We start from the raw sequence: 18,822 nt of genomic DNA, 5'->3' as shown, positions 1-18,822 counted from the left end.
CGTGTGACGTCCCAGGGTCGGGGTCGGGGTCGGAGAAGCGGACCGTCGGTTCGGCGGAGCGTGCCGGCGTGAACGGACGGTGGTGAACGGGCGGAGGAGCGCTCCACGGGCGGAGGCTGCTGACATCGAGCGGCGGTAACAGGCCGTGAAAGGTTCGCCTCGGACGGTGGCGCGAAGCAAACGATTTTCCGTCGGGGAGTAAAGATTCGGCCCCTTCTCCGCCCCGGGCAGGGCGCCGGAGCGGCTCGCGTGAACCGAGTGCGACCATGGACGGATGCGTATAGCCGGTGCGGTGCGAACGGCGGCCGCGGTCGCGGCCTGCGGTGTTCTTCTGACGTCCTGCGGAAGTTCGGACGACGGATCGAAGGCCGGAGCGAAGAACGACGAGGGCGCGGGCCGGGCGAAGAGAGCGGAGGCGTCGGCGACGACCGACCTCAAGCGCATCCCCGACGTGGGCGACCGCCTCCAGAACAAGATCCCCAAGAACTCCCGGCAGGTCGTCGCGGTCTACGGAGAGGGCGAGGACTCGGCGAAGTCCACCGTCGTCCTGTACGAGAAGTCCGGGGCGACCTGGGACAAGACCCGCAGCTGGGCCGCGCACAACGGCAAGAAGGGCTGGACCACCGACCACCGCGAGAACGACAAGCGCAGCCCCGTCGGCGTCTACACGCTCACCGACGCGGGCGGTGTCCTGGCCGATCCGGGCGCCGGGCTCCCGTACACGAAGAGCGCGTCGATGCAGGCCCCGCACTACTGGGCCAAGTCGCACTGGCACGACTTCGACTACGTCATCGCCATCGACTACAACCGCGCCAAGGGCACCCCGCCCAACGACCCGACCCGCCCCCAGGGCCAGTCCAAGGGCGGCAGCATCTGGCTGCACATGGACCACGGCAGCGGCACGTCGGGCTGTGTGAGCCTGTCGAAGTCCGGCATGGAGTACCTCCTCAAGAACATCGATCCGAAGAAGCACCCGGTCGTGCTGATGGGGGACAAGGCGAACCTGAGGGGCTAGAGGGGCTGGCGGTGGTCGTCGACCCGCCGTAGAAATCCCCCATGAGAAGACGCGTCATGTCCATGCTCGCCGGGGTCACCCTCGCGGCGAGCACACTCTTCAGCGCGGGCCCGGCGACGGCCGTGTCGCCCCTACCGGAGTTCGGCAACGACTGGCACGACCCCGTCACGGCCGCCCCGCCCGTCCCGAAGCCGCACACCAGGTCCTGCGAAGTGACCGTGGCCAAGGCCCAGTTCAAGGACTTCACGCCCTACGTAGGCACCTACAGCCCGCCGGGGAAGTGCGGCGCGGGTGACTGGAGCAAGGTGGTGCTCCGCCTCGACGGCAAGGTCAAGGGGCGTCAGTACGACCGCCTCGGGTATCTCCGCATAGGAGGCGTCGAGGTCTTCCGCACGTCGACGCCGGAGCCGTCCGCCGACGGCATCACCTGGTCCGTGGAGAAGGACGTCACGCGCTACCGCGAGACCCTGGAGCGCGACCAGCAGGTCGAGTTGCTCATCGGGAACGTCGTCAACGAGACGTACACGGGCATCATCGACGTCAAGGCGACCCTCACCTTCTACGCGGCGCAGAAGGGTGGCGCGAAGGGCGGGCAGACGCCCCCGGACCGCGTCCTGCCGCTGGGCGACGGCACCACCCTCACCACCCCGCGCAACAGCGAGCGCATCGTCGCCGAGGTCTACGCGACCGGCTCCGGCGGCGGCTGCGAGGAGTACTGGTACCTGACGGTTCCCGACGCGGCGCCCTACTCCTGCAAGGCCGAGGACGGCCCCTACCGCGAGGTGCAGGTCACCGTGGACGGTCGACTCGCCGGAATCGCCACGCCGTTCCCGACCGTGTGGACGGGCGGCTGGTCCAACCCCTTCCTGTGGAAGGGGTTGGGGATGGGCTTTCCCGCAGGTGAAAGGCCTGCAGCACGCGCAGTCGGGCATCGATCGGGCACATGGGCGCACCGGGTACCCGCCGAAGTGACATTTGCCGGGCCGAAGCCGCTCAGCTCAGTCGTCATGGCCCGATAGCCTGGCACAATCGAAGCCATCACCACACCTGCCGCGGTCAGTTGAGACATGATCAGGCCGCCGTCATGAAGTTGCCCATGGCCTCGACTCCCCGGCCGCCGGTGTCGGGGATGAAGTGCGCATAGGTCTCCAGCACGGTCTCCACGGTGTCGCCCATGTACTCCGCCACCGTCACCGGCGTCTCGCCTGCGCCGAGCTGCACCGAGGCGTAGGTGTGCCGCAAAGCGTGGAATGTGAACGGCGCCGTGCCATTCCAGGCATCCCGAGGCGTCCCGTCCGCCCGGTATAGCCGCTCCACCAGCCCGGCTTCCTCCAGAGCCGGATTCCAGTTGTCGGTCCGGAAGGTGTTGCTGGTGATCGGGTTGCCGTACGCCGTAGCGGTGAGCAACCGGACCGTCACCTTTGGCCTCTGCTCCCATGCCATGGTGGGTTCGCTCGCGTCGACCCAGGGCAGCGTCACCTCTACGGGTGGGAATGCCTCAATGTGGGCGAGCAGGGCCTCCTCCAACTCCGTCGGCACGGGCAGACGGCGGGTCTTGTTCCTCTTTGGCAGCTTGAACCAGTGCCGCGCCCCGATGCTCTGGAGCTGCCGGTCGACATAAAGCCAGCCGTCCCGCAGATCGTCGGGGCTCCACGCGAGCGCCTCGCCGGGGCGCAGGCCGGCGGCGACGCCGAGTTCGGCGAGGGCGCGGTACCGCGGGTGGAGGGCAACACGCACATCCCGGAACACCGACGGACCCCACGCCTCCTTGTTCGTCGGCGGCCTTATCGGCGGCCGAGCAGAATCCAGCCCCCGGCAGGGATTGCGGGGAATGCGGTTTGCCTCGCACGCGGCCTGGAGGATCTTCGACAGGTTCTGCCACGCTGTGCGGACTGTCCCCGACGCGACCTGCTTGCGCAGAGCGAGCTTCCAGGCGTTCAGTTCTTCCGTGCCGATGTCGAGCAGCCGCTTCTCCCCGAGGTAGGGCAAGATGCAGGACTTCACACGCTGGTCGGTGCGCTCCCGGGTACCGGGCAGGATCTCCGCATTCGGCCACCACACGGTCTCGTAGTATGCCGTCAGGGTGATTTGACCTCGTTGTTGCTGCCGGAGCCTGCCTGAGATGACATCCGTAGTCAGATCCCGAGCTCGGTTCTCCGCCTCGTCGTACGACTCCCAGTTCTCCTTGGGCAGTGCGTCGCCCTGGTCGTTGTAGCCGCGAACCTGCCATTGCGCGCCGACTCCGTGGGCCGCACTGCGGTAGCGCTTGGCCCCTTTGTGCCGGCGGCAGTACTCGGTCGGCTTGCCGTTCCTCTTGTGCCAGAGGTCTTCAACCCAGGCCTTGGCCATGCTCGTCCTTATGATCGTGGACGTTTCAAACGTCGGGTGGACGGACTCTCATCTCTCCCACTGCCCGCGCTCACAACGGTCACCTGCGTTTCCTCCTGGAAGGCGGAGACATCGGCTGGGGCGTAGCGGACACGTCCACCGACGGCGCCAAGGCGGTGGAAACGCGGTCCCTTCCGGGCGGTGCGCCACTTCTGGAGCGTCTTCTGGGAGACCCCGAGAAGCCCGGCGACATCCTTGGCTGTCAGCCACGTGTCAGGGGCGATCGGGATGCTCAGTCGATCACCTGCGCGGACGGGATACAGATGTTTTCGGCCACGGTCGGGTTCCGGGGTGGCTATGACCTGGCGCTCGCCGCCGGTGCGGTTTGCCTCCGGGCTAGTCATGGCACCTCTCTTCCGTCTCGAGCTGTTGGGGCGCTACGTCAGCTGGGAGTCACCCGGGCATGAAGCGAGCGCAGGAACTTGTATGAACCCGTAGACGGCTGGTCCTTACATGTCGGCGCGGAGTGCACCTTGAAGCTGCGGCACTGCCGCCACTGTGATGCAGCGATGATGTCGAGTCGGTTCCTGGTGTGTGTCAAGTCCTCATGAGTGGTGCTCCGGTTCACCTATCAAGGCTCACTCTGAAAGCCTAACGACTGGCGTATTGACTCGTCAATCAGAACTTCCACGCTTCGATGTGAGTCGCTAGTCGCTCGCTCGGTCGATCGCTATCGACCTCTTGTCGAATCCCTTAGCTCCTGAATGTCTGTAACCCGTCATGCAGGTGAGCCTCGGTCGCATGCTGGTCGGCTCGGCGCGCCGTGGAATAGACCGTTGGGCCCTGTGTGATCGCATCCTGTGCGCGCGTTGGCCAGGAACGGGGGCCGACTAGCGGCCCAGGCTCAAGTCGCAGGGGCCGGGACGCTCGAGGCTCTGACCAAGAAGCGAGTCACTCGATTCTGGCGTCGCGGATCCCGACCCCATCACACCGGAGCGCCACCTATTCGCGGTGGCGCCGACTCCGGCTGCGCCCAGCACGGCGCCGCCACCTCACCAGCGGCCAGCTCAACTTCTGCCGAACGATCTCGGGCAGATCGCCAACAGCGATGCCGGGGGCGCGAAGAATGCCCGATCGACGACGTCCGAATCCGGGACATCACTGAGGACCCTGCCCTCATAGCGGGCCGAGGAATTCGCGTCACCACTGGTCATCTCCCCCTCATCCGCGGACACGATCAGAGCGTCGGCAGTAGGTCACAGGCATCGCAGCACGGCGACGACCCGCCCCAGGAGGGCGGCTTCATGGCACCAGACCGGCCGGCCTGCGCCGTTACCGGTCAGCAGCCACGTGTTCGCGCCGTCCCTCTTCAGCCGCCGCACCGTGGCCTCGCCGTCCAGCAGCAGGGCCACCAGCACGCCGCTTTCCACCGGTCCTGAACGCCGGACCACCGCTATGTCTTGATCCAGCACGCCCGCGGACTCCATGCCACGGCCGATGACCACAGCAGAGAACAGCTCCCCGTCCCCAACCAGCTGACGGGGGAGATCAAGCATCTCCAGGACCGGCTCCCTTCCGGCACTGCCCCCGACGGTGGCAACGTCGATGAGGGGGACGCGGACCACGCTCGTCTCGTGCGCGGCGACATCGGGCTCGTGCACCAGCTCAGCCGGCACGTAGGAGCGCGCCTGATTAGGGACGTGGCGTAGCCATCCCTTTTGGCACAGCACGTCAAGGTGGTGGCTGACTGAGGAGGTACTGGTGAGACCGGCTGCCGCGCCGATCTCTTGCAGGGAAGGCGGGTATCCGCGTGCACGGATCCCGTCTCGGATCGCCCGAAGCACCTGGTCCTGCCGGACGGTCAGGCCTTTCGTCCGACCGGTCGGGGGCGGATTCAGCTCGGATCCCTCAGACATCCATGCATTGGATCATCCCTGCCCGGCTGCGGGTAGACCCCCGGGCCTGACCGCGCCAAGCTCGCATCGATGCTGGTGGCAGCGTCATCTTGCCCCGCGTCTCACCATGCGGGGCGGGGCTGCGGCTTCTAGGCTGGTCGTCTCGGAGCTGTCACGGAGGTGCCGCATGCCCGCCCGCCCTGTCTGGTCCGGTGCGATCAGCTTTGGCCTGGTCACCATTCCGATCAAGGTGCTGCCCGCCACAGAGAATCACTCGATCTCTTTCCACCAGTACCACTTGGAGGACATGGGCCGGGTCCGCACCCGCAAGGTGTGCGAGATCGACGGCAAGCAGCTCACTACCGCCGAAATCGGCAAAGGGTACGAGGTCAGCAAGGACCAGCTCGTCGCCGTCACGGATGCCGAGCTGGACGACATGCCGCTCCCCACCGCCAAAGCCATCGAGATCGCCGCGTTCGTGCCCTACGAGTCGATCGACCCGATACGCATCGGCGAGGGCTACTACCTGCAAGGCGACGGGCAGGTAGCCGCCAAGCCCTACGTGCTGTTGCGCAAAGCCTTGGAGCGCTCCTCGAAAGCCGCCGTTGCCAAATTTGCGTGGCACGGCCGCGAGCGTCTGGGCCTGCTGCGCGTCCAGGGCGACGCGATCCTCCTGCACGCGATGAAGTGGGACGACGAAGTCCGCAGCCCCAGCAGCCTCGCCCCCAAGCCCGTCGAGCTGACCGACCGCGAGATCGACGAGGCGGTCCTGCTCATCGACTCCATGGCCGTCGGCCAGATCACTGGCCAGGACTGGGCCACCGACCGCTACACCGAAGCCCTTGAGCAGGTCATCCACGCGAAGGCCGACGGGAAAAGGCCACCCAAGGCCAACACGGAAGAGAAGCCGACGGGGAAGGTCGTCGACCTGATGGCAGCCCTTGAGGAGTCTGTATCCAAGGCTCAGGCCGCCCGCGGTGAGAGCGGCGAGGAGGCCACCATCCACGAGATGCCGAAGAAGCGGACGACGAAGAAGACGGCTGCCAAGAAGACAGCAACAAAGAAGACAGCAACAAAGAAGACGGCCCCCGCCACAAAGACGGTGAGGAAGCGCGGCGTCTGAACCAGCACCACTCTCACCGAAGCCGCTGACGCGCCGTCGACCCAGGTCAGGTCACCACTGCCATCTTCTGGCTGGCCAAGCTGTCCGGTCAGCCCGAGCCGACGGCACTCCGCCGGGCGCTCCGGGCGCTCGGCGGGACCACCGGCCTTTACTCAGGTTGAATTCGTGATGTCCGGGGCTGCGATCAGGTCGTGAAGGTCGAGGCCGGTGGTCGGCAGGCAGCCGGTGATGAGGTCGGGCCGGTATTGGATGCTCTTCAGCTTCCGCTTGATGACCCGGGTCAGGTGCGCGAGATCGGCTGCGGCGAAGTCGGTCAAGGACCGCTTGAGCAGGCTCCAGATCCCTTCCTGCGGATTGATCTCCGGTGCGTACGGCGGCAGATGGAAGATGACCAGCCAGTCCTTGTGCTCCTCCGCGAAGTCGAAGATCTCCTGTTGCAGGTGCACGGACAGGTTGTCCCAGACCCACACCACCGGGGTGTCGAGCTGGGCATGCACCAGGCGCATGAAGTCCCGGTGGTCCCGCCAGGTGAATGTCTTCGGCTCGCCCCGCCGCCGGTGGTAGACGTGCAGCTTGTAGAACATCCGCGGTCGCGCACCCGGTTTGAAGCACACGACACCGGCGATGTTGACCCGGCCGCCGCGACGTCCGGCCACCCGCACCACGGGTCTGGCCCCGCGCGGTGCCCAGGTCCGCCCCCTGGGCGGGATCAACGACTGCCCAGCCTCGTCCGCGAAGCAGATGTGGGCGCCCAGGTCGTGCGCGGTACTTTTACCCGTGGCCACACCTCGGCTTTCCACACCTCGATCGCGGCCTCGTCGCGCTCCAGCGCACGCCGCACGGGCACCTGGCAAGACCAGCCATGCCGCCTCAGCAGCCGCCACACCCCCTGCAGGGTGTAGCCGACGTGGAACAGCCGGCCGATCAGCAGCTTCACCCGCTTCAGCGTCCAGCCCTGATGCTCGTCATCGAACCCGTGGACCAAGGGACCGCGCTTCAACTCGGCTTCCAGACGCTGCCATTGGGCTGCCGAAAGCCGTTCCACCGCCATCGGACCTGCCGAAACCAGCGCCGCCACACCCCCTTGCCGCCAGGCCGCCCGCCAGCGGCGCACCGACCGGTCCGTCACCCGCAGTTCGGCCGCGATCCGCGCGGTGCCCGCCCCGGCCTCGAACCCCTTGGCAGCCTCCAGCCGCACAACCTCACGCCTCTCCTGCTCGGCAGGCGTCAGCCCGCCCCCTTGCGCATACCGCATCACCTGGACATACCGCAGGGATCACCAACCGTCACGAAGGCCCGGAAATCGCCGATTCAACCTGAGTAGTCCGCTGTCGCAGCTCCGCCTACCGCGCGGCAGTCGGGGCTTCGGAGGCCAACTCCTGATCCGTTGGCGAGTTCGTAGGGCTTGCCTGCGGCGTTCATGGGATGGAGGCAGCCGCGGGCTGCCTCCATCCCATGCGCTAGGCAGTGGTCTGTGCCTTTGGGGTCAGACGGTCAGTTGGTCGAGGATGCCGGCCACTTCCGCCGGCTTGAGCAGGAACCCGACGTGGCTGGTGGCCAGGGTGTGCACGTCGAACGGATTGCCGGGCGTCAGTGCGTTGGCTTCGGCGATCAGGCGGTCCTGCATGGCCACGGGAAGCGATCGGTCTTCGGTAAGACGGATGTAGGAGCGGGCGATGGTGCCCCAGGTGTCCGCGTGGCCGCGAGCGTCGGACATCATCACCGCCAGGGACTCGTCCGGCTGCAAGATGTTGAGGAAGGCGCGGAACTGTTCATCGGTGCTGTCCGCCATCATCGCCGCTTTGAGCCCGGCCAGCATGACCGGGTCGGCGGTGCGGTAGTTCGCCCGGCCGACGCCGAGTTCGGCGGGATTGCCGACGTTCAGCGCGGCCAGCGGGGCCATCAGGTTGTCGGCGAACTCGGGCTCCTGCATGTATGCGATGGGGTTGGAGCGTTCTACGCACGACCAGCCGGAGACGTAGACGAGCCGGCCCACCAGGTCAGGAATCGTGTTGCCTACGCCGGTGATGGTGGTTCCACCGAGGCTGGCGCCCACCAGGACCACCGGACCGTGCTCGGCCACCCGCCGGACGACGTCGACGACCATGTCGACGTTGTCCTGAAGGGTGACCCCGGCCAGTTCGGACGGTTCGGCCGCCCACGCGTCAAGGTCCTGCGGGGTCTGGTAGGCGGCAGAGTACTGCGCGTCAAAGCCGTGCCCCGGCAGGTCCACGGCGAAGCTGCGGTGCCCGAGCAGCGCCAGCTCGCGCTGGATGGGAGCCCACATGAACGAGCTGGTGCACACGCCGTGGACGAGCACGAACGTCGCATTGGCCTCGCGGGCCTGGCGTGGACGGGGAGAGTTACTGGAGACAGATGTCATTCGGGTCAGTCCTATGTCCGGTGGGTGGCGCAGCAGGCATGCCTGAAAGGCTGATGCCGACGCGGTGCGCCGCCTGAAGTCGAAGAGAGAAACGGGCACGCCTGTCGCCAGGCGCAGCACGGTTCAGTGGCCGGGCGCACACAGGCCGACGGCAGCGATCAACCAGCGTCAGCCGCCTGATCAGGGGCAGCACACGACGTGGATGGGCTCACCGGCAAGAGTGCGCGTCGACGGTCAGGGCCGAGCGGCACCCGCAGGGCAGTGCCGTGAGACACGATGGTCTTCTGCGGGTTCCTCGGCTGGCGCCGGTCGCTGAGCGACTGCGGCGGCAGACGTCTTAGGCGCTACGGAGGCGAACGAACATGTAGGACATGCCGAGGACCCTACCAAAAGCACGGACACTCCACGACGCGTCAGGTCTCGTCGGTCTACAGCCTGATCTGTTGGAGGCACCCTACGGAAGCCGACTCATGATCTTGTTACGAGCTCTTATCGCCTCGCGCGTGCCGTGTCGGCTGCATTGAACTGCCAGGGTCGGGGATCTACTAGGGGCGCCAGGTTGAGTTGTTTGTCCGTGTCAAGCCGCCGTACGCCTCGGCCTGCTCGACCTGATCGCAGCCCCGGACATCACGAATTCAACCTGAGTACTCCTCGCGGCCACGTCCTACGCGGCCATGTCCGGGCAGTAGACCTTGACCGCGGCTTGTTGCACGGTCTCGGCTTCCGCCTGAGTCAGCGAGTGATCCTCCGACACGAGCTCAGCGGCCGCCAGACCTGGATCGGCCTTCAGCATGCCCAGGTTGTCCCGGCAGACGAGGTGGCCAAGCTTCACCAGATCCGCATCGGGCTTCGTGGAGAGGACTCCCTGCTGTTCGACGATCACGAGGATCCGGGCGTCCTTCTCATCCTTCGCGCTGAGCGTGGACGATTGCGACGGTGCAGTATTGCCGTCGTCCATGCCGCAACCGCTCAAGCCCCCAGCTGTAAGCAGGACCAGCGCAGTCGCGGCCAACGCAAGTGATCGGCGCACCATGACGATCTACCTTTGGGACGCAGGTGCTACGCCTGCATCGTCTCGCCGACATGACGTCGGCGCGAGCGCACTTCCTGGAACGCGGCCGTAGGCACATCGTCGTCATCGTGATCAGTGAAGCAGGGCTGCGCGTGCGTGATCCTCACCCCGGCCGGTGAGTGGTGCAAACCGAAGGTCAGGGACGCGGTGATGCGGTGGCTGGCCCTGTGGCCCGAGAGGTCACAGGGGTGCGTGGGCGAGAGCCGACGACGTCCAGCAGCAGATCTTCCTATCGCCGCGCTCAGCTGGCCCGTCACTTTGCCCTGTGCGCCTTCGAACCGGTCGAAGCGTTGGATCAGGGCGGCTATGTCGTAATCAGTCATGCGCTGTAGGGAATTGCTCCAGACTGGCGTGACGACCTGCGGCTTTCCCGTAGTTCAGCAGACACGTCAGGGTCTCTGTCACGCCTAGTTCAGCAGTTCGTACTGGTCACTACGCTGCAAGGATGACCGCACATTCGCCCCTGCCGCTGACCCTGGAAGCGGCCAGGGACCTTCAGAACATGCTCCGAGCCGAGATCAGGCCCGGCCTCAGTGAGCGGGAACTCAACGCAGTCGAAGCACGGTTCGGCTTCACCTTCTCGGCGGACCACAGGGTCTTCCTCGCCGCCGGGCTCCCGCACGGGTCGCGAAGCTGGCCCGACTGGCGGAACGGCGACCCCGAGGACCTGGCCGAGCGGCTCTCCCAACCGGTCGAGGGTGTGCTCTTCGACGTGGAGCACAACGGCTTCTGGCACCCCGCCTGGAGTCCGAGGCCGGCAGGGACGTCCGACGCACTGCAGATCGCACGGTCCGAGTTGGCGGCCGTCCCGCAGCTGGTCCCCGTCTACAGCCACCGCTACCTGCCCGGCACAGCCGGTGAACGCGGCCACCCCGTGTTGTCCGTCCACCAGACCGACATCATCATCTACGGAAACGACCTCGCCGACTACATACGAAACGAGTTCACCGGCCGGGCGAGCCGCCTTCCCGCCCACTCGACCGTCGGCTTCTGGTCGTACTTCGTCCACGGCGGGCCCGGCGCCGACGTCGCCAGGCCCACCCCGCACACCCCCTACGCCGTCAGCGCGCAGGAGTCTGCCGAGTACCTGCGGATGCTGGCACTGGAGCGCCTGATCGGCCGACACCACTACCCGCACCAGCTGATCGAGGCAGGGCTCACGGCACTGGTCCTCGACCTTGCGACGGAGACGCTTCCGCTGCTCGCCGGCCTGTCGCGCACTGAACATGAGAACGCCGATGTGCTCTTCGACCAGGTACTGGCTGAGCTGGGTCTGACCGAGGGCCTTCCCGCCGATGACACCGATATTCCCTGGGAGAAGGCACGCTGGGAACTCGTGCGCTGGTGGCTCCGACTGATCGTGAACGGGAATCTGGCCCCCGGGGCAGGCGGTGACCTGATCACGTACGAGGGCTGGGGCGCACTGGCCCGGCCTCAGTCGCTTCGGCCGCTGGTCGTCAAGGTCGACGCGTACAACGATTGGGAGGCGATCCGGCACAGCACACGCGAGCAGCTGGCCAAAGTGATCGTCGCGGAGGCCGATCGCCTGCTCGCCGGTCCCTGGCCACCGCTGGACTAATCTCCCAAGGATCGGGATTCCGGACTGCTGAACTACCCGACCCTGCTGATGTATTGCGGAGATACAGGCCCGATTGCTGAACTAAATCGACCCCCTACAGCGCGACAGCCTGCCGGATTCCCGGTCAGTGGGCCGGGCGCCGGGTGGCGAGCGTGGCGGGTTTGACCGCGTGCGGGCCAAAGCGTGCCCGGGCCTGGTCGGCGATGGATTCGATCCGCCGGGCTTTGTCGTCGCTGGCGTCCAGGCTGAGTTGGTGGTGCGCGGCCGCGGCCGGTGCGAGATCGGCCCGAACGCTCAGGGACCGCACGCGGGCGCGCTGCAGGCCGAGGCCCTCGTAGATGTCGTAGGCGGTGCGGGCGAGGGCGGGGGAGTGGCTGGTGGCTTCGGCCAGGGTGCGGCTGCGGGTGGTGCGGCTACCGTCTGCCTAGCGGACGCTCAACGTCAGGACGCGGCAGACCTCGCCGCTCACGCGCAGGCGCAGGCCGAGTTCGTCGGTCAGGGCGAGCAGCGCGCGACGATGGAGGGCAGGGTCCAGGACGTCGCGGTCGAAGGTGTGGCCGGCGCTGGTGGAGCGGACCAGGGCGGTGCGCTGGACGGTCCGGTCATCCAGCCCGTGTGCCCGGGCGTGCAGTTCACGGGCGGCGTGCGCACCCAGCAGGCGTGCCAGCGGACCGGCGGGGGTGGCGGCGAGCTGCCCGATCGTCGTGATGCCGTAGCGGCCCAGTGTCCGGGCGGTGGCCGGTCCGATGCCCGGCAACGCGGTCAGCGGCTGCGGATTGAGGAAGGCGGCCACCGAGGCGTCGTCCGCGGCGATGACGGTCACATGGCCGTGGGAGGTGGCAGCGGCCATGGCGGCGATGAGCGGGGAGCGGCCGCCGCCGACCGCAGCGGTGCGCACCCCGTACCAGGCGACGGCCCGCAGTTGCAGCAGCTGTCCGAGCTCCCGGGCGCTGCGGTCGAACACCCGCAGGGCGCCGGTGACATCCAGGTCGACGCTGTAGTCCTGCGGGTTGGGCTGGTAGACGGGGGTGAGGTCCTCCACCAGCGTGAGCAGCTGCTCGAACACGGCATCCGGATCTGTGTGTTCGGCAAGGTCGAAACGCACGCGCAGCACCCACTGCGGCCGCCGGCCTGCCGCAGGCTGGAGTTGGGAGGCGGGCATGGCGCTCACCCGGCCGAACCGGTGGAGCGGTGGCCCAGTCGGCGCAGGTCGGCCGAGCGGCTGCCCGCGGGCTCGAGGTCAGCCCACGGATGCAGCTTCGCCTGGCCGTCCTGCAGCACCCGGCCCGGCCTGGGTTCGGCCGCCCCCGCCGTCGGGGGCTGGGCGGGGGTGGGGGAGAGGGCGCTGTGGCCGAGCAGGTCCAGGGCCGCCTGCGGGCCGTGGTCACGGCGGGCGGCGGTCACGGCTTCCAGGTCCCAGGCCATGTCGCCGACCACGGTGCGCCGCGGGCCGCGGGCCTCCACGGTGCCCTCGACCAGCAGCAGCCCGGAATGGAAGATGGTGTGGGCGCAGGCGTCGTGGGAGTCCTCGAAGAACGCCAGGTCGACCAGGCCGGCGCCGTCTTCCAGGGTGACGAAGATGACGCGCTTGCCCGAGGGGATGGGCGGTGTCTGGGTGGAGGCCCGCACCCCGGCGACCAGGACCCGCTGGCCGGGGTGCAGGCGCTGCAGGTGCATCGCGTCGGTGGCGCCGAGCTCGCGCAGCAGCCGGTGGTGGTGCTCCATCAGATGCTGGGAGACGTCGATGGACAGGACCTCGAGCTCGGCGCTCATCCGCTCGCGGCCGGTGAGCTCCTTCAGTCCGCTGGGCTCGGCCGTCACCAGGTCGCCGCCCAGGGCCAACTGCCCGCTCGCGGTGCTTCGGTTGCGGGTGTGCCGGTGCAGTTCGGTGGCCTGCAGCAGCAGATATGAGCGGGAGATGTCGACGGGCAGCACCGCCACCCTGTGGCGGCGGGCGTCGGCCACGATCACCCGCATCGGCCACATCCCCGGGTCGTGTTCCAGCAGCCCCGCATACAAGGCGGCGGGATGGTGGGCCTTGAGCCAGGCCGACTGCACCGCGGGGACGGCGAAGGCGACCGCGTGCGCGCGGCAGAAGCCTTCTCCGAACTAGCGGCGCCGCATCTCGGTGTCGCCGAGGGTGACTGACGCGAGGCCCAACGGCAGCTCGCGCACGGCCGCTGCCACCGCATCTGCTGGTGCGCTGAACTGCGCCCCTTCGTCGCCCGTCAACGTCCTGGAGACCGTGTAGTGGTCGATGCTGCGGGCGGACAGCATCGGTCCCACGACAGTGAGGCTTGGGCGGGTGGTGGTGGAGAAACGCAAGGCCCAATGGCTGGTGAAGGGGTAGAGCCGACGCAGCGCCGGCTCGGCATGAGCCGCTTCGACCAGCGCCTGATAGGCGGGACCCCACGGGTACTCCAGCTCGCTGGCCTCCGTGCGTAGGTGCTGCCATTCGCTTGCTGTCAGGCGAGCGGGGTCAAGATCGGGCACTTCGAAGCGGCCACTGAGGTGCACAAACGGGGCGGCCTGTTGAATGGCGTCGAGGGGTTCACCGTTGTGCCATGCCAGGGCGGCCGCAGCGACCTCCATCAAATCTTCCGTTTTGCCGCCGACGAGCGCCAATTCCTGGAATGAGTCGGTCCCTCGGATCGACCACCTTCGCTCATGGACCCAGGCGCTGATCAACAGCGAGTTGCGATAGGGCAGGGAGCAGTCGACCGCCACATGGTCCAGCGGCTCGGACTCCGAGAACCGCATTGAGGTGGATGACAGGCGACCTTCTGACGCGGCGTGCAGCGCGGCGCGGAGGCTGCCATATACCGCGATGTCGGGATACAGGTCTGCTGGATCGGGAGGTATAGGCACGACGCCAGATTGTGCCTGACGGTTCGCGTGGGCGTGCGGCCGGATCCCGCTGCACCGGTCCACCGAACTTGTCGGTGGCGAGCTGCCACGTGGTGCCCATGGCGGAACTCCTGGGCTGAAACCCGCCTTATGACTGGAAGAGCGAGGGAACACCGAGGAAGACGGGCGAATCTCGCCGTGACTCTTGTGCGTCCAGGCGCTCAATCTTCTCCTCTGCTGCGGCAAGGCTGACCGAAAGTCCTTCGGCTTCCCCAAGCCAGCCTTCTCGTTCGGCCTCGGCAATGCGGTCCGTGAGGTTCTGTCGAATTTCGAGCAGACGAGATCGTTCCTTCGGACTCACGATGTGTTCAGCAAGCACCGGCCAGGGCGCCACCGGCACCCCGTCCACCGGCGCGGCATGCGCGGCCGACACGATCCGGCACAGCCGCGCCCAGCCGCCCGCATCCTGCGCCAGCAGCGTCACCCGCCACCTCGCCTGGATGACATGCGCGCCTCCGCGCACCGGTACCCGGCGCCGCGCCCCCGCATCCTCCTGGGCCGTGGCGGGAGCAACCGCGAGATCGACACCGAAGATCGGGCGCACCCCGGCGGCCGAAGCCGCCTTCGCGAAGCGCACCGTTCCGGCCACCGTGTCCCGGTCGGTCAGCGCCAGCGCGCTGATACCGCGCTCGGCGGCGCGGCGGACGAGGTCGTGGGGGAGCGAGGCGCCGTAGCGGGCCGAGTAGCCGGAGGCGACATGAAGATGCGCGAAGCCGCCCATCACGCACCTCCTGCCACTCGTCACACCCCCTGCCCGACGGTCCCGTCCCAGTTGGCCACGATCATCACTACTCGCACAATAGTTCGAATGAGTGAAAGCGGCGAATCGATCACGTCTGAATCCTGTCGGTACAGCAGCACCAGACGACGGGCCAGGATATGCCTCACCTGCAGGAATGCCCATCGCATCGGGCAGCCGCAGAGCGGCCGCTCCGCCGGAACCTCTGAAATCGGCCAGTCGTGCGAAGCTACGGGCATGGCGAAGCCCGGCACTTACATCCTTCGGCTCCGGTTCCGCGAGGACGGCCCGGCGGTGACTGGCTGGTGGACCGTGAAGGAGGTCGCCGAGGCGAAGTACATGGGCGAGATCGGTGTCTACGGATCCATTCCTGGTGTGGTCATCACGCTCTCGGTACAGGCAGAAGATCCCGAGGAAGAAGTCCTGTTGAAGACCTGGACAGCCGGGCGCGGTGAGTCGATCAGTGCAGGAGCAGCACGGACGGTACGGGCGATCTGAGTCCGCCGACTTCAGCCGTTGTCCGCGCCGCGCTGCCCCGCTCTGCCACGCTCTGGTCATGAGGCTCAACTTGGGGACGACCCTGGTCCACGCAGAAGACGTGCTCCTCCGAGCGGAGAACAAGTGGTCCAACGCGCGTGGCGCCCAAGACCTCTACGCCGCCTACACCGACGCGGTGCACGACACGTACCCCGCGCTCAAGCAGGCCTTCGCTGCCCCGGATCTGGCTGCAGGACTCCACTCTGCGGCCTACTGGAACCTCCTGCCGATCGGCAGCGCCGACCGAAGCGGGTGGGTCAGCGCTACCGAGCTCCCCCGGCACGCAGCGAGCGTGGCGTGCGCAGAACCAGGCGCTCACCACCGAGATCGACCACCAGGTGAAGGCCATGCAGCAGGCCCGCACCGAACTGAATGCGCTGAAGGATCTGGCCGCCCGGCCGGGTCTGCCCGTCGTGTACGACACCAACATGCTCAACCACTGGCGACAGCCCAGTGACGTGCTCTGGCGCGAGGTGCTCAGAGGCCAGGGAGAGAACACGCCGCAGACCCGGCTCGTCGTACCGCTGTGCGTGGTGGACGAACTCGACCGCCAGAAGTACGGGCAGGGGGAGCTGGCCAAGAGAGCTGCCACCGCCATCCGCTTTCTCGAGAGCACCGTGCAGAACAGCCGGCCCGGGCAGCCTGTGTCGCTGCGGCAGGGCGTCACGCTGGAAATCTGGGTCGACACGGACGACCGGCGCGGCGACACCGATCTGTCGATCCTGCGGTGCGCCGCCGACCTGGCCAATCTGCATCCGGACACCGGTGCGCGCGTTCTGACAGATGACATCGGTATGCGCCTACGCGCCCAACAGATGGACCTCAGGGCGGTGCGTCTGCCCGGGGACCACCGAAAGTAGGGCACAGCCCTGGATGGCCAGCCACCGCAAGCCCGATAGACAGCGCGTGGACCCGAGGACGGAGCTCTGGATATCACTGCGCATTCTCTGCCTGCCGGGTCGACGGTGCGGCTACCGTAGGGGCATGGCCAAGGAGATCCGTCTGCAGATGGACGAAGAGACGTACGCGGAGCTGGTGCGCCAGGCCGCCGGCGGTCAGGTCGAGCCCGACCGCTATGCCGCGCAACTGCTGACCGCCGACCTTGCTCGGCCCCGCTTCACCGCGGCGGCCAAGGCTTTCGCCGACGAGCACGGCAGCGCCTTCGCCGAGGAATTCGGTGCGGGCACCACCAGTCACGCCGCCTGACGTGGCCTTCGTCCTCATCGTCGATGAGCGCTGGCTCCTGGAGGCCGCGCAGAGCCTGGTCCCCGGGGATCCGGATGTCACTGATCACGGAGCGATAGGAGCTGCCGTCGCCCGCCACCGGCATACCGTGATGGGCACCCTGATCTATGAGCTCCCCCACCACCGAGCTGCGGCACTCCTGCACTCGCTGGCCAGGGTCCCGGCCCTGGAGCACTCCAACGAGCTGTTCGCCGCCCAGGTCGCCTACGCCTATCTGCACGCCAGCGGCATCAAAGCCGAGGTCAGCAGCAAGGATGCCGTCGCCCTGGTCGCCGCGGTGGTCGAAGGCCGCCTCGGCGTGCGCGACGTAGCCGCAGCGCTGAGAACCTGGATGTGAACCCACCGCAGCGTTCGGCGGGCTGGGACATGAGGCGCCAAGCCTGCAGGGTGACGGACTGCCCGCGCATTGACACGCTCATCAGAGGCCCGCACGCGCTCTCTCCACCCGCCAGGCGGCGCCGAGCTCGGCGAACTCCCGCCGCAGAAAAGAGCGTTGCTCCTCCAGGAGGAGTGAGGCCGGGGACAACAGCAGCACGTTGTCCCGGTAGGGCTGGAAGCCGACCCGTTGCCACCCCCGGGTGATCCGCGTCATCACGCGGTCCCACTCGGCCTGATCGATCTGATGGCTCCGGCTGTGATCGGCGAGTCCAGAGGAGCAGGCCACGGCCTATTGACTGAACTAACCGATGAGTATTCGCAGATCAGAAGGTGTCTCTGCTAGCTTCCGGTCATGCCGGACCGAGAGGTCTCCATGAGGGACTTGGCACGTTTCGTTCTGCCGGATCTGGGTCGCCTTGATGAGACAGGCGAGCAATGGGATCCCTATCGGCTCATCGACCCTGCCGGGGCCGTTGTCGTTCCTGTACAGCTCTACTTTGCCGACCTTCAGGCAGCGTCCAAGCCGGACGCCACCTTGCGGTCGTACGGGATGGACCTGTTGCGATGGTTCCGATTTCTGTGGGCGGTTGAGGTTCCATGGAGCCAGGCCACGCGCGCTGAGGGCCGGGACTTCTCTCGCTGGATGGCGATTGCCGACAAGCCTGTTCGGGTGCACTGGCGGCACAAGCGCACCGGTGCTGCTGCCGAGGCAATTCCGACACCACGGGCGGCCCAGACACCAAACCCTGTGACGGGCAAAGCGCCTCCCGGACCGAAGTACGCCGCTTCGACCCGAGTGCACTCCGAGACCGTTCTGCGGGCCTTCTACGACTTCCACCTTGACGAGGGCACCGGACCGCTCCTGAACCCGTTCCCGCTCGACCGATCTCGTCGCACACGTCGCGCCAACGCCCGTCACAACCCGATGGATCCATTCCAGAACGAGCGTCAAGGCCGATACCGCCCCAAGGTGCCCAAGCGGGTGCCGCGGCGGATCCCCGACGAGCTGTTCAACGCCCTCTTTGCCGCCCTGAAGTACAACCGCGACCGAGCCCTACTCGCATCCTGGGTCTCCACCGCCGCCAGAGCGGAAGAACTCCTCACCAGCACCGAGGCCGACGCCGATCCAGGCCAGCAGCTGATCACCGTAATCCGCAAGGGCACCCGGAACAGTCAGTCGCTCCCTGCCTCACCGGACACCTTCGTCTGGATTCGCCTCTACCAGGAAGATCTCCGCCGGATGGACGTCCCTCGCGGCTGCGAGCAGCCGCTGTGGTGGACCCTCCGGCGCCCTTGGCGCCCACTGAACTACCACGCTGCGAGGGCGATGCTGAACCGCGCAAACTCTCTGCTCGGATCGAACTGGACCCTGCACGATCTACGACACACCGCAGGGTTCCGCATGGCCGAGGACCCCAACATGCCTTTGACACACGTGCAATGGGTCCTCGGCCATGCTCACCTGTCCACGACAGAGATCTATGTGGCGGCCGGCCTCGATGACGTGATCAAGCAGATCCGAGCACATCATGCCCGACGAGCCAGTCAACCCGAGCAGATCCAGCTCGCGGAGGGCTACAACCCAGCAAGCTTGGACGTCCTATTCGGGAGGAACCTGTGA

Annotated in this window: 18 protein-coding genes and 4 pseudogenes; 9 read left to right on the top strand and 13 right to left on the bottom strand. The window is 67.3% G+C overall.

The genetic code is table 11. The annotated features are described in order from the left end of the window. Positions 1–274 precede the first annotated feature (274 nt). Both ACFUPX_RS10475 and ACFUPX_RS10470 read left to right on the top strand, forming a co-directional pair. A complete protein-coding gene (locus ACFUPX_RS10475) occupies positions 275–1,015 on the top strand; it encodes a L,D-transpeptidase family protein (RefSeq protein WP_383319231.1) in 741 nt (246 codons plus the stop codon). Between the two features lie 41 nt (positions 1,016–1,056). Continuing rightward, a pseudogene (locus ACFUPX_RS10470) lies at positions 1,057–1,887 on the top strand (peptide-N4-asparagine amidase); the annotation flags it as partial. A gap of 199 nt (positions 1,888–2,086) precedes the next feature. Here the strand turns inward: ACFUPX_RS10470 and ACFUPX_RS10465 are convergent. From ACFUPX_RS10465 to lexA, 3 genes are all read right to left on the bottom strand, one after another. Then, a complete protein-coding gene (locus tag ACFUPX_RS10465; RefSeq protein WP_383319228.1) occupies positions 2,087–3,364 on the bottom strand; it encodes a tyrosine-type recombinase/integrase in 1,278 nt (425 codons plus the stop codon). Between the two features lie 8 nt (positions 3,365–3,372). Then, positions 3,373–3,747, bottom strand: coding sequence for a helix-turn-helix domain-containing protein (locus ACFUPX_RS10460; protein ID WP_383319225.1), 375 nt, complete (start codon positions 3,745–3,747; stop codon positions 3,373–3,375). Between the two features lie 852 nt (positions 3,748–4,599). After that, positions 4,600–5,259: a transcriptional repressor LexA gene (lexA, locus tag ACFUPX_RS10455; RefSeq protein WP_383319222.1), complete on the bottom strand. Its 660-nt coding sequence runs from the start codon at positions 5,257–5,259 to the stop codon at positions 4,600–4,602. A 166-nt stretch (positions 5,260–5,425) separates the two neighbouring features. On the opposite strand from lexA, the gene ACFUPX_RS10450 reads away from it, so the two are divergent. Beyond that, positions 5,426–6,361, top strand: coding sequence for a Ku protein (locus tag ACFUPX_RS10450; RefSeq protein WP_383319219.1), 936 nt, complete (start codon positions 5,426–5,428; stop codon positions 6,359–6,361). A gap of 152 nt (positions 6,362–6,513) precedes the next feature. On the opposite strand, the gene ACFUPX_RS10445 is transcribed toward ACFUPX_RS10450, so the two are convergent. The 5 genes from ACFUPX_RS10445 to ACFUPX_RS10425 all read right to left on the bottom strand — a co-directional run bounded on the left by ACFUPX_RS10445 (position 6,514) and on the right by ACFUPX_RS10425 (position 10,139). After that, the gene (locus tag ACFUPX_RS10445) at positions 6,514–7,074 is read right to left on the bottom strand and encodes a transposase (protein WP_383319443.1); all 561 of its coding nucleotides are present in this window, start codon (positions 7,072–7,074) and stop codon (positions 6,514–6,516) included. Then, on the bottom strand, positions 7,071–7,616 hold the full coding sequence (locus tag ACFUPX_RS10440; protein WP_383319217.1) for a winged helix-turn-helix domain-containing protein: 546 nt from the start codon (positions 7,614–7,616) through the stop codon (positions 7,071–7,073). The genes ACFUPX_RS10445 and ACFUPX_RS10440 overlap by 4 nt, the downstream gene beginning before the upstream one ends. Before the next feature lie 231 nt (positions 7,617–7,847). Continuing rightward, the gene (locus ACFUPX_RS10435) at positions 7,848–8,744 is read right to left on the bottom strand and encodes an alpha/beta fold hydrolase (RefSeq protein WP_383319214.1); all 897 of its coding nucleotides are present in this window, start codon (positions 8,742–8,744) and stop codon (positions 7,848–7,850) included. A gap of 664 nt (positions 8,745–9,408) precedes the next feature. Further along, positions 9,409–9,702 (bottom strand): DUF732 domain-containing protein, encoded by a 294-nt coding sequence (locus tag ACFUPX_RS10430; protein ID WP_383319212.1) that lies wholly within the window; start codon positions 9,700–9,702, stop codon positions 9,409–9,411. 101 nt (positions 9,703–9,803) lie between these two features. Next, complete coding sequence (locus ACFUPX_RS10425) at positions 9,804–10,139, bottom strand: hypothetical protein (RefSeq protein WP_383319209.1); 336 nt, start codon at positions 10,137–10,139, stop codon at positions 9,804–9,806. Between the two features lie 122 nt (positions 10,140–10,261). On the opposite strand from ACFUPX_RS10425, the gene ACFUPX_RS10420 reads away from it, so the two are divergent. Then, a complete protein-coding gene (locus tag ACFUPX_RS10420; RefSeq protein WP_383319206.1) occupies positions 10,262–11,395 on the top strand; it encodes a hypothetical protein in 1,134 nt (377 codons plus the stop codon). 124 nt (positions 11,396–11,519) lie between these two features. On the opposite strand, the pseudogene ACFUPX_RS10415 reads toward ACFUPX_RS10420, so the two are convergent. From ACFUPX_RS10415 to ACFUPX_RS10400, 4 genes and pseudogenes are all read right to left on the bottom strand, one after another. Beyond that, positions 11,520–12,557, bottom strand: a pseudogene (locus ACFUPX_RS10415) (hypothetical protein). Positions 12,558–12,562: 5 nt separating this feature from the next. Next, positions 12,563–13,495 (bottom strand): annotated as a pseudogene (locus ACFUPX_RS10410) (DNA polymerase III subunit alpha); the annotation flags it as partial. A 9-nt stretch (positions 13,496–13,504) separates the two neighbouring features. Further along, the gene (locus ACFUPX_RS10405) at positions 13,505–14,263 is read right to left on the bottom strand and encodes a DUF6193 family natural product biosynthesis protein (protein WP_383319203.1); all 759 of its coding nucleotides are present in this window, start codon (positions 14,261–14,263) and stop codon (positions 13,505–13,507) included. Between the two features lie 343 nt (positions 14,264–14,606). Next, positions 14,607–15,023, bottom strand: a pseudogene (locus tag ACFUPX_RS10400) (PHP domain-containing protein); the annotation flags it as partial. A gap of 255 nt (positions 15,024–15,278) precedes the next feature. On the opposite strand from ACFUPX_RS10400, the gene ACFUPX_RS10395 reads away from it, so the two are divergent. The 4 genes from ACFUPX_RS10395 (at position 15,279) to ACFUPX_RS10380 (ending at position 17,160) form a co-directional block, all read left to right on the top strand. After that, positions 15,279–15,539 (top strand): hypothetical protein, encoded by a 261-nt coding sequence (locus ACFUPX_RS10395; protein WP_383319200.1) that lies wholly within the window; start codon positions 15,279–15,281, stop codon positions 15,537–15,539. 386 nt (positions 15,540–15,925) lie between these two features. After that, positions 15,926–16,438: a PIN domain-containing protein gene (locus ACFUPX_RS10390; RefSeq protein WP_383319197.1), complete on the top strand. Its 513-nt coding sequence runs from the start codon at positions 15,926–15,928 to the stop codon at positions 16,436–16,438. 124 nt (positions 16,439–16,562) lie between these two features. Continuing rightward, entirely contained in the window at positions 16,563–16,784 is a 222-nt protein-coding gene (locus ACFUPX_RS10385) for a hypothetical protein (RefSeq protein WP_383319194.1), read from the top strand. 1 nt (position 16,785) lies between these two features. Continuing rightward, positions 16,786–17,160, top strand: coding sequence for a fic family toxin-antitoxin system, toxin component (locus ACFUPX_RS10380; RefSeq protein WP_383319191.1), 375 nt, complete (start codon positions 16,786–16,788; stop codon positions 17,158–17,160). An 81-nt stretch (positions 17,161–17,241) separates the two neighbouring features. On the opposite strand, the gene ACFUPX_RS10375 is transcribed toward ACFUPX_RS10380, so the two are convergent. Next, entirely contained in the window at positions 17,242–17,415 is a 174-nt protein-coding gene (locus ACFUPX_RS10375; RefSeq protein WP_383319188.1) for a hypothetical protein, read from the bottom strand. A gap of 138 nt (positions 17,416–17,553) precedes the next feature. Here ACFUPX_RS10375 and ACFUPX_RS10370 point away from each other — a divergent pair, with 138 nt between their 5' ends. Beyond that, on the top strand, positions 17,554–18,822 hold the full coding sequence (locus ACFUPX_RS10370) for a tyrosine-type recombinase/integrase (protein ID WP_383319186.1): 1,269 nt from the start codon (positions 17,554–17,556) through the stop codon (positions 18,820–18,822).

It is taken from the genome of Streptomyces sp. NPDC057302 (assembly GCF_042667685.1).
GTDB lineage: Bacteria > Actinomycetota > Actinomycetes > Streptomycetales > Streptomycetaceae > Streptomyces.
This window is presented reverse-complemented; position numbering and strand designations above follow the sequence as displayed.